The organism is Gordonia sp. VNK1 (genome assembly GCF_040049135.1).
Taxonomy (GTDB): domain Bacteria; phylum Actinomycetota; class Actinomycetes; order Mycobacteriales; family Mycobacteriaceae; genus Gordonia; species Gordonia oleivorans.
Genome location: NZ_JBDZDJ010000020.1, coordinates 97,027 through 106,754, shown reverse-complemented (window position 1 = coordinate 106,754; position 9,728 = coordinate 97,027). Strand labels below are relative to the sequence as shown.

Annotated in this window: 8 protein-coding genes; 1 reads left to right on the top strand and 7 read right to left on the bottom strand. The window is 66.4% G+C overall.

Annotated elements, in window-relative coordinates:
- Window positions 1-304 precede the first annotated feature (304 nt).
- Together ABLE94_RS20620 and ABLE94_RS20615 are read right to left on the bottom strand one after the other, a co-directional pair.
- Window positions 305-1,063: an MBL fold metallo-hydrolase gene (locus ABLE94_RS20620; RefSeq protein ID WP_348807371.1), complete on the bottom strand. Its 759-nt coding sequence runs from the start codon at window positions 1,061-1,063 to the stop codon at window positions 305-307.
- A gap of 10 nt (window positions 1,064-1,073) precedes the next feature.
- The gene (locus ABLE94_RS20615) at window positions 1,074-3,014 is read right to left on the bottom strand and encodes a galactan 5-O-arabinofuranosyltransferase (RefSeq protein ID WP_348809723.1); all 1,941 of its coding nucleotides are present in this window, start codon (window positions 3,012-3,014) and stop codon (window positions 1,074-1,076) included.
- A 98-nt stretch (window positions 3,015-3,112) separates the two neighbouring features.
- Between ABLE94_RS20615 and ABLE94_RS20610 the strand changes: the two genes are divergently transcribed.
- A complete protein-coding gene (locus ABLE94_RS20610) occupies window positions 3,113-3,772 on the top strand; it encodes a hypothetical protein (RefSeq protein WP_348807372.1) in 660 nt (219 codons plus the stop codon).
- A 178-nt stretch (window positions 3,773-3,950) separates the two neighbouring features.
- Here ABLE94_RS20610 and ABLE94_RS20605 read toward each other — a convergent pair whose 3' ends face one another.
- From ABLE94_RS20605 to ABLE94_RS20585, 5 genes are all read right to left on the bottom strand, one after another.
- Window positions 3,951-4,418, bottom strand: coding sequence for a hypothetical protein (locus ABLE94_RS20605; RefSeq protein WP_348807373.1), 468 nt, complete (start codon window positions 4,416-4,418; stop codon window positions 3,951-3,953).
- Between the two features lie 173 nt (window positions 4,419-4,591).
- Window positions 4,592-5,353: a decaprenylphospho-beta-D-erythro-pentofuranosid-2-ulose 2-reductase gene (gene dprE2, locus ABLE94_RS20600; protein ID WP_348807374.1), complete on the bottom strand. Its 762-nt coding sequence runs from the start codon at window positions 5,351-5,353 to the stop codon at window positions 4,592-4,594.
- Between the two features lie 28 nt (window positions 5,354-5,381).
- On the bottom strand, window positions 5,382-6,806 hold the full coding sequence (gene dprE1, locus ABLE94_RS20595; RefSeq protein WP_348807375.1) for a decaprenylphosphoryl-beta-D-ribose oxidase: 1,425 nt from the start codon (window positions 6,804-6,806) through the stop codon (window positions 5,382-5,384).
- Window positions 6,807-6,848: 42 nt separating this feature from the next.
- Complete coding sequence (locus ABLE94_RS20590) at window positions 6,849-8,417, bottom strand: phytoene desaturase family protein (RefSeq protein WP_348809718.1); 1,569 nt, start codon at window positions 8,415-8,417, stop codon at window positions 6,849-6,851.
- Window positions 8,418-8,445: 28 nt separating this feature from the next.
- A complete protein-coding gene (locus ABLE94_RS20585; protein ID WP_348809717.1) occupies window positions 8,446-9,675 on the bottom strand; it encodes an alpha/beta hydrolase family protein in 1,230 nt (409 codons plus the stop codon).
- Window positions 9,676-9,728 lie beyond the last annotated feature (53 nt).

The window sequence follows — 9,728 nt, the reverse complement described above, 5'->3', positions numbered from 1 at the left end:
GGCATCCTGCACGGCTGCCTGGTCCGCGGAGTCCCCTACGACCCCGAAATCGCATGGAAAGACCAAACGCCCGAAGCCGCAGCTTGACAACTTAACGCCCTGGGATGTCTCGACCGGCGAAACAACGGCTCGACCGGCTGGCAAAGGAGCTCGACCGGCGAATGGGAGGCGCTCGACCAACGGGGTAAGACCCTCGCCCACAGATAGATAACAGACCAACCAACCCGCACCCGGCTCCGGCCGGGACCGCATCGGTTCCTTGAGAACTCCATAGTGAATTGGGACGCCGACCTCGGGTCGACGGTCAGCGCGACAGCGCTTCTCGCGCCATGTCGGCCACCGAACCGTCGACTCGAGGTCCGTGTCCCGGGAACAGTACCGTCGCATTCAACTCGGTGAATGCCTCGACGCTACGACGGGCCGCGGCCACATCATGCTGGAAGACGTCCGGAATGCATTGGCAGCCATGGATTCCGGAGATCGGATGGTCGCTGACCAGCGCATCGCCGGACACCAATGCAGCCCCGTCGGCGACGAGGTAGGCGCTGTGGCCGTCGGTGTGGCCGTGTGAGGCCACCGGCACCGGCGATCCGGGTAGGTCAAGGCGCTCCGGGAAGGCCTCCGCCGAGTCGATTCCCTTGCGGCTCAACACTCCCAGCGGGGTCACTTCGGCCAGCCATCGCCACACCCTCGGCCGATACGCCACCGACGCGATGTCGAGCGGCGACGCCTGCTGGAGGTGATCGCGATGGGCGTGGCCCACCTCTGCGGGATCGACGAACACCGGAAAGCCGTACCGCTGCACGAGTTTCGCCACCCCGCCGATGTGGTCGACGTGCGCATGGGTGAGCAAGGCGCCACGAATGTCCTCGGGGCGTGCGCCGATCCGGGAAATCGACTCGACCACCAGATCGGCCTGGCCGGGGTAGCCGCCGTCGATCAGGGTGAGTCCGGACTCATCCTGGAGGACAACCCAATTGACGGCATGGGTGCCGACGAACCAGGCCCGTGACGACGCGCCGTCGACATGACTGAGGTCGAACTTCTCGGCCGGCACGATCACCTCCTTGGTGTCACTGACGAACCACCAACACGAACGGCCCGATCTCGGTGACCTCGAAACGAGGATCGTCGAAGGCCTTCGGATCGAAGGTGACGGTGTAGCGCTTCACATTCGGATCGTTCGGATACACATCCTGCGCCAACCGCAAAGCGTAGCCGTCCGCGGAGTAGCGGAACAGGAAGACATTCGGTGCGGGCCAGGCGGCGTGGTCGAGCTGATCGATCATCTCGTCGGGCGTGGTGACCTGTGCCCACTTGGCGATGGTCGCGGCCCGTTTGTCGAACTCGGCCAAGGGATTCGCGTAGTGCGACGTCAATCCCTGGAAACCCCAGTAGGGATACACCGAGAGGAATCCGTAATCGGCCGTGAGAACCACATTGTCGGTGGCCGGACGGCCGGTCTGCGCGGTGATCTTCCGGTCGATCTCCGGGAAGAAGGACTCGGCACCGGCCGGACGCTGGTCGGCGCGAACGCCATAGCCGTCGGTGTCGGTGTAGGCGGTGGTGATCTCACCCGACAGGTACTCGGGAATGCCCTGTGCCGCAGCGATTGCAGTGGCGGCCGCGACGACTCCGATCAACGTCCGGATATCACCGAACCGGCCGACCGCCCACCGTGACAATTCGGCGACACCGAGGACACCGGCGGCGGCCAGCACGGCCACCAGGATCGGTTCGAGCCGGAACGACAGCAGCGTCGACCCGACGGCCGTGCGGATCATCGACAGCAGGCAGAACAGATAGATCCCGACCACCGTCACACCCAGGGCGAGCGCGATGGTGCGCTCGCGGAACCGCAGCAGCAACCAGATCAGCCCGATCATGGTGATGACGCCGACGATGGTGAGGTGGAGCATCGGGAGTGGCAGAACCGCGCCGCGCCCGGGCAGATAGTGCTCGGCGGTCCCGCCGCTGGACGGCGCATTGCTCACCCGCGCCAACAGGTAGGGCGTCCAGACAAGCAACGCGACGATCCCCGACACGGCAGCCATCACGATCAGACGCACACCCACCGCGACGATCACGGCCCGCCGCGCCGCGGACACCTCGGCCGACGGCAGCGCCTTGTTGCCCGCCCGGACCCACCCGAACCCGATCAGCACCAGCGCCATCAACACGGCGACACCGGCGAACAGCCCGGCGTACAGCGTGTAGAACGTCGCACAGAGTCCGAGGAACAGCCCGGCAGCGATCACCGCAGGCCAACTCGTCCCCGCCCGCAGCGACCCGGTCGGCCCGTCGGCCATCCGGCTTCGACCCCGCAATGCGTACAGCATTGGGATCAGCATCGGCACACCGATGAGGACCAACACCGCGGCGTACGGCTCGGGGGAGGCCTCCATCAGCGTCACGACGGTGACGGCGAGCGCGATCGCCGCGCCACGATCCGCGCCGACCATCCGGTTCCACAACACGACACCGACGGCCGCGGCGACCGCGATGGTGAGGATCGCCCACGGCTTGTACGCCTCCCAGCCGGGCATGCCCTGCGCGGCGGCGAACCGACCGCCCCACCAGAACCAGCCCGCCGGGTAGTAGGGCGGCAGATCGAGGTAGGTCATGTCGGCCAGATGCGGGCTCGAGGTCATCCGGGTCAGGTATTCGGTGCGGAACTGCTGATCCGCCGACAACCCGAATAGATACAGCCGGGTCGCACCCAACGGCATGCCCAGCGTCACGGTCACCAGGCCCGCCACACCGGCCGTCGACAGCACGGTGGTCAGCCATCGGGACCGGCCGTACCGATACAGCAGGGCGGCTCCGACCAGCACGATCACCGCGATGACCTGGCCGACCGTGGTCAGTGCACGCGTCACGTTGGAGGAGTTGAACGCCGGCCACTGGACCGCGTCGATGACCTTGAGGCCGACGACGGAAATCACCACTCCGAGGGTCACGGCGATGACGAGGTCTGCGAGATCGGAGAGGAGGGGTCTGATCTGTCGCAGCACTCGGGTCTGCCGCTCTCGGGTCTGCGCAGTCACGCAGTCAGTTGTAGCAAGACGCGACAGTCATTCGGAGAGGGGACGTCGGTAATGGGCATCGTTAGGTGTGCGAAATAACTCGCGAGGCCCATCCACCACCCGGAAGGACGATCACGAGGACTCGCTTCACCGTCGCCGGCGCCACGGCATCGCTGGCCACCGCCCTGCTGCTCACCGGATGCGGGGCGTTGAGTTCGCCCAACGACCCGACGTCGACCACCATTCACACCTCTGCGGCAGCGCCCACCGAGGTCGCCGATACTGTCACCGCCACGGTGACGACCGACACGACTGCCACGAGGCCCATCGCTACAAGGCCCGCCGACACCACAACGTCGACGACAGACCCCACGCACACCCTCCCGCCCGGCCACGGGACCGGCATCTCGGCCTTCGCCGGTCACTGGCAACGCCACGAGTCGTCCCTGGACACCACACTCACCGGAACACTTCTGATGGGGGCGTCCGCGATCGACGACGAGAAGTGGAACTTCACCTGGGAACGTCGCGATACCGACTCCGACACCCACATCGTCGGCACCCTGACCACGCAGATCAACAAGTCTGGGACCGGCGTCGGATTGCACGCCGGACAGACGTTCACCGCCCGACTCTCCACCGATGCGTCGAACACGACGATCCTGCTCACCGACGGACTCGGCGACACCGGAGGCACGCTCACCTGGTGCATGGTTGGAGCGCCTTCACCCGATTGTGGGGCGTGAAAGCTCGGATCCGGTACCGCTGAACGGTGTTCGGCAGGGGAACGCTGACCGGCTGGTTCAGGGACGTGGGTCACAGCGACTTTGTGGTGAAAGTTGCTGCCGCACAGGGCTAGTTCGTGGATTCGTTCCCTGCTCACCACCGCGCTGCGATGCTGCCCCGCTGCCTCCCAGCGGGCGGTCAGGAGACGGTAACTGACAGCCGCAGGAAGCGTTCTGGGCCGGGGTACAGCGCGCAGACCCAATTCGCATTGAACACACTCGCAATATAATTGTGCGAATCGAACGAAATTCCGACGCCCAGGAACAATTCCTGATTGATCTCTACAGGAACAATGTGAAAGTCGTCAAGATACTGCTCAGCAGGCCGGTCTCTGATTCCAAGATAGCGGGAGACGGAGGCAGGCAGTCTGACCGATTCGTCCGCTGACGCACGCCGGATCACTGTCTCGAGGATGATTACGGGATCGCTGGGAAATTCACGCCACGCATACTCGTTCCGATGTACGTCAGCCTCATGTGCGGTGGTGAGCCATAGATCGCTTCCATCGTCAAGTGACCACCAGTAGGCCGACCCTTCTGTGGGTTTGATACCAGTGGGGCCATCAGCGAACCAAACCCGATTCGACGAGTTCAAGAAGGATTTCATTCTGCCCATGCGAACCATCGAACCACGGCGCCAGGATCCGGTAGATTCCCGCAGGCCGAGGCCAGTTGGCGATCACTCAACGGTAGGAACGAGTGATCGAGTCCAGTGGTCGTGTGACGTCGGGATCGCTCTCACGCCTCGGAGACGAGCTGAGATGGCACCTCTAGACCGCTCTATACCGGCAGCTTGCGGAACACCTTCCGCGGGACGTGGCGCAGCACCATCATGATGAAGCGGAACGTTCCGGGGACCCACACGATCTCCTTGCCGGCATCGACCGACTTTGCGACCGCCCGCGCGACGTCATCCTTGTTGACGGTCAGCGGTGCCTCGGCGACGTTGGCCGACAGCCGGGTACGCACCTGGCCCGGCCGGACGACGAGGACGCCGATGCCCTCGGGTGCGAGTGCCTCGCCGAGGCCGAGGTAGAAGCCGTCCAGACCGGCCTTGGATGAGCCGTAGAGGAAGTTGGACCGCCGAACACGTTCTCCGGCAACCGAACTCATCGCAACGATCTGTCCGTGTCCCTGCCCGCGGAATTTCTCGCCGAGCAGCACGCCGACGCTGACCGCGGCGGTGTAGTTGATGGTCACCTCGGTGACCGCCTTCTTCTGGTCCTGCCAGACGGCCTCGTCGTCGAATTGCACACCCGCGGCGACGATGGCGAGATCGATGTCGCCACCGGCAAACGCCTTGTCGATGACGGCGGCGTGGGTGTCGGGTGCCAGCGCGTCGAAGTCGATCAGTTCGACCTCGGAGGCGCCGGCGGTCTTCATGGTGGCGACGGCCGCCTCGGCGGTCGGATCGCCGGGGACGACGGCGAGAACGACCCGCGCCGGGCCGCGGGTGAGGAACTCACTCGCGATGGCCAGGCCGATCTCGGAGCTGCCGCCGAGGATGAGGATGGACTGGGGGGCGCCTACGGCGTTGAACAAGGTTTCTCTGCTTTCAGATCGGATCGGGTCAGGCCAGCTCGAGGCGCCGGGCCATGTCGGACATGAACACACCGGTCGGGTCGATGGTGCGGCGGGTGGCGATCCACTCGTCGATCTGCGGGTACATCTTGTGGAAGTTCTCCGCCGAGGTGCGCGAATCCTTCGCGGTGTAGAGGCGCCCGCCCATCTCCATGACGCGCCGATCGAGGTCGTTGAGGAACTCCGCGAGCCCCTTGCGGACCGGGAAGTCCAGGCACACATTCCAGCCCCGGAACGGGAAGGACAGCGGCGCGCGATTGCCGTCGCCGAACAGCTTGATCACGTTGAGGAAGCTGACGTGCCCGGAGGCCTGGATGTCGAGGATGAGCTGCTTGAAGTCGCCCTCGTTGCCGGTCGGCACGATGAACTGGTACTGGGTGAACGCGCCACCGCGGCCGTAGGCGTTGTTCCAGTTCCCGATCAGATCGAGCGGGTGATAGAACTGCGGCAGGCTTTCGATGATGCCGCGCTTGTTGGAGCCCATCCGGTAGTACAGCTCGCCGATCAGCGAGAAGTCGAACTTGTTGTCCAGGCCGCGCGGGAAGACATTCGGCAGCGAGATCAGCGGCTTGACGTCGAACTTCAGTGCCTTGTCGCGCAGTTTTGCGGGCAACTCGTCGAGGGTGGCCAGGTTGCCGCGGCTGAAGGAACCGCGACCCAGCTTCGATCCGCCGCTGATGGTGTCGAACCACCCCGAGGCGTATTCGAAGCCGTCCTCGTAGCGCTGCTCGAGGTGCAGGTCGATGGTCTCGTCGAGGTTTGCGGTGGTGAAGGTGTCGGCCAGGAAGTACGCGGTCTCGGTGCGCTTGAGGGCGATCTTGGCGCGCAGCACGATGCCGGTCAGGCCGATACCGCCGACGGTGGCCCAGAACAGGGTGCCGTCGGGATCATCCGCCGATCCCTCGGGCGTCAGGATCAGGATCCGCCCGTCCGCGACCAGCAGGTGCATCTCGACGATGTGATCGCCGAAGGTGCCCGTCGCGTGGTGATTCTTGCCGTGGATGTCGTGGGCGATACCGCCACCGATGGTGACCTGCCGCGTTCCGGGCATGACCGGCACCCAGAAACCGCGGGGTACGACGACCCGCATCAGGGCATCGATGGACAGTCCGGCGTCGACGTCGACGATGCCGGTGTCCTCGTCGAGGGAGTAGATCCGCGTCAGCGGCGTCATGTCGACGGTGAGGCCGCCGGAGTTCTGCCCGGACTCGTTGTAGGAGCGTCCGAGTCCGCGGGCGATCACACCGCGCTTGAGGTAGTCGGGTTTATCGGCGTTGTCGTCGGCGACGCGCGCCACCGCCTCGGCGATGACCTCGGGATACGGCGTCGAGAGCACGTGGCCTAGGACCGGTGTGGTGCGTGACCATCCGACCAGTTCACGGGTCGTGATCGGCAGCAATTCATCTGTAGACATCGCTCAAGAGAGTACCCGCATCGGTTTTGCGGCCCGCGGCGTTCACCATCCCAGGACGGCGGCCGCGGCATTTCGTCCGGGGATTCCGCTGACGCCACCACCGCGGCGGGCGCCGGCACCGCACAGTTGCAGTCGTGGGTGGCGGGTCTGGACACCCCAGGTGCCCACCTCGGTGGCCTCGGGCGCCCAGGGCCACTGCAGTGAGCGGTGGAAGATGTTGCCGCCGGGCAGACCCAGTGCGGTCTCGAGGTCGAGCGGGGTCTTGGCCTCCAGACAGGGATTGCCGTGGACATCGTGGGCGATGACCCGTTGAACCGGTTCGGCCAGAACCGAATTCAACGACGCCAGGGTCGCCTCGACGGCCTGTGCGGCGGCGCCACCGGCGGCGAACACCGCCGGCGGCATGTGCAGGCCGAACAGGGTCAACGTGTGTTTGCCGGCCAGTTCGGGACCGAGGATCGACGGATCGGACAGGGTGTGGCAGTAGATCTCGCACGGCGGCAGGGCCGGCACCTCGTCATTGCGGGCCTGCTGCCAGGCCGTGCGCAACTGATCGTAGGACTCGTTGATGTGGAAGGTGCCGGCGAACGCGGCGGTCGGCGACGTCGTGGGGTCCCGCAGTTCGGGTAGCCGGTCGAGCAGCAGGTTGATCTTGAGTTGGGCACCCGCGGTACCCGATTCGGTGGTGAGGGGTTCGTCGAGCATGGTGTTGAGCACGTCCGGCGCGCACGCCCCGTGCACCATCTCGCCCCGGACGGTGGCCACGCGTTGCCGGGAACTGCCGTGATCGGTGGTGAGGTATTCGACGATCCCGTCGCCCGGGTCGATCCCGACGACGGTGCTGGTGGTGTGGATGTCGGCGCCGGCGGCCAGTGCGGCCTGATACAGCGCGCCGGAGACCGCACCCATGCCGCCGACCGGCACATCCCAGTCGCCGGTGCCGCCGCCGATGAGGTGATAGAGGAAGCAGATGTTCTGCCGCAGGGAGGTGTCGTGCAGGTCGGCGAAGGTGCCGATCAGGCCGTCGGTGGCGACGATGCCGCGGATCAGGTCGTCGTCGAAGTACCTCTCGATCAGCTCGCCGAGGGGGCGTTCGGTGAGCATCTCCCAGAGTTCGGCGCGCGACGAGTCGCCGTCGACGACGAGATCGGTCATCTCCTGCGCCGAGCGCAGCGGCTCGATGAGGGTGGGGAACACCGCGCGTGCGATCTCACCCATCCGCTCGTAAAACCATTGCCACGCACCGAATTCCGTGTCGCTGCCGGTGACCCGGGCGAAGGAATGCGCGGTGGCGGCGTCGTCTGCGGTGTCGACGAGGACACCGCGCGTCGGATCGGCCGGCAGCGGTGTGTACGAGGAGTACCGGCGCCGGATCAGGGTGACGTCGAGGTCGAGGTCGGTGATGATCCGGGCCGGCATCAGCGACACCAGGTAGGAGTAGCGCGACAGGTGGGCGCTCATCCCGGGGAACGGCATCGCCGACACCGCCGCACCCCCGACGTGATCGGCGGACTCCAGCACCAGCACACTGCGGCCGGCGCGGGCGAGGTAGGTCGCCGCGGTCAGCCCGTTGTGACCGGCCCCGATGATGACGTCGTCGTAGGTTCTCACGGCGCCGCCGGCCTCATCGCCTGATCCGTCATCGCATGATCCGGGCGAGGAACGGGGTGGAGTCGGGGATCGAGGCGAGCACCGTACCGGAATGGTCCTTCGTGGGGTAGACGTGCAGTTCGACGGGCTGCCCGGCCGCCACCATCTGCCCGTACAGCGACAGTGCCGACGGGGCCGGGACGTCGGAGTCGAGCAGCCCCTGGCCGAGGAAGATCGGGCGGTCGTAGCCGGAGTACGGGGTGCCCATGTAGTCGGTCAACGCCTCGCGGATGCCGGGGATGGAGCTGACCGGCCGGGACAGCAATTGATCCAGCCGAATCCCGGACGCCAGCGGGGTCATCTCCGGGTCGCAGACGGTGCGCGCGTCGGCGACGAGTTCGCGGCCCTTCGGACCGAGGACCTGCGCGATGTCGATGTCGGGTCGGGCGTCGGCGAATCCGGCGAAGATGTAGGCCGTGTAGACCGTCAGTGCCGCGGGCAACGCGACGGGTGCGGGTGGGGCGAGGGAGACGATCTGCTCGATGTTGGCGGGGGTTCCGGTGGCGACGACGCCGCGGTAATCCAGCCCGGAGCCGGCCGACAGCGCGGTGGCACGACGCGCGGCGTTGAGGGCGGCACTCGCACCTTGCGACTGGCCGACGATCGCCCACTTCCGGGCGAGCGGCAGCCCCATCTGATGAGCGGCGATCACCGAGTCGACGACGGATTGTGCCTGCGACACCCCGCTCAGATAGTTCATCAGCCCCGGGGTGCCGAGCCCGACGTAATCGGTGGCGACGACGGCATAGCCCTGATCGAGCCAATGATCGAGGTAGGTGGTGTCGCGGGAGCTGCGTGGCTGCACCGACGGGGCGCAGTCATCGCCGAGTCCGGTGGTGCCATGTGCCCACGCGATCACCGGGTAACCGCCGGCGGGTGCGGCGCGTTTCGGCAGGAACACCGCGCCGGAACTCACCGCGGGCCGGCCGTGCACGTCGCGGGAGGCGTACAGGATGCGGTAGGCGCGACCGGCCGACGGCAGGGTGAGGGGACTCGCGAGCGGAACCTGTGCGATCAGGGTGCCGGGCGCACCGATCGGGCCGGAATAGCCGGTCGCGTCGAGACCCGAATCGATCGGCGTCGCGGTGGGTGGCGGACCGTCGGCGCGGGCCTCGGCGGGGACGAGGAGGGCCGGGATGAGTCCGGCGAGGATCAGGGACACGATCAGCGCCACGGAAAACCCGAGGGTTCTCGGCGCACCTCGACGGAGCACGGCCATGATCTCGACCATAGCGCTGGTCACCGGAGCCCGATACCGAAGCCTGTTACCCG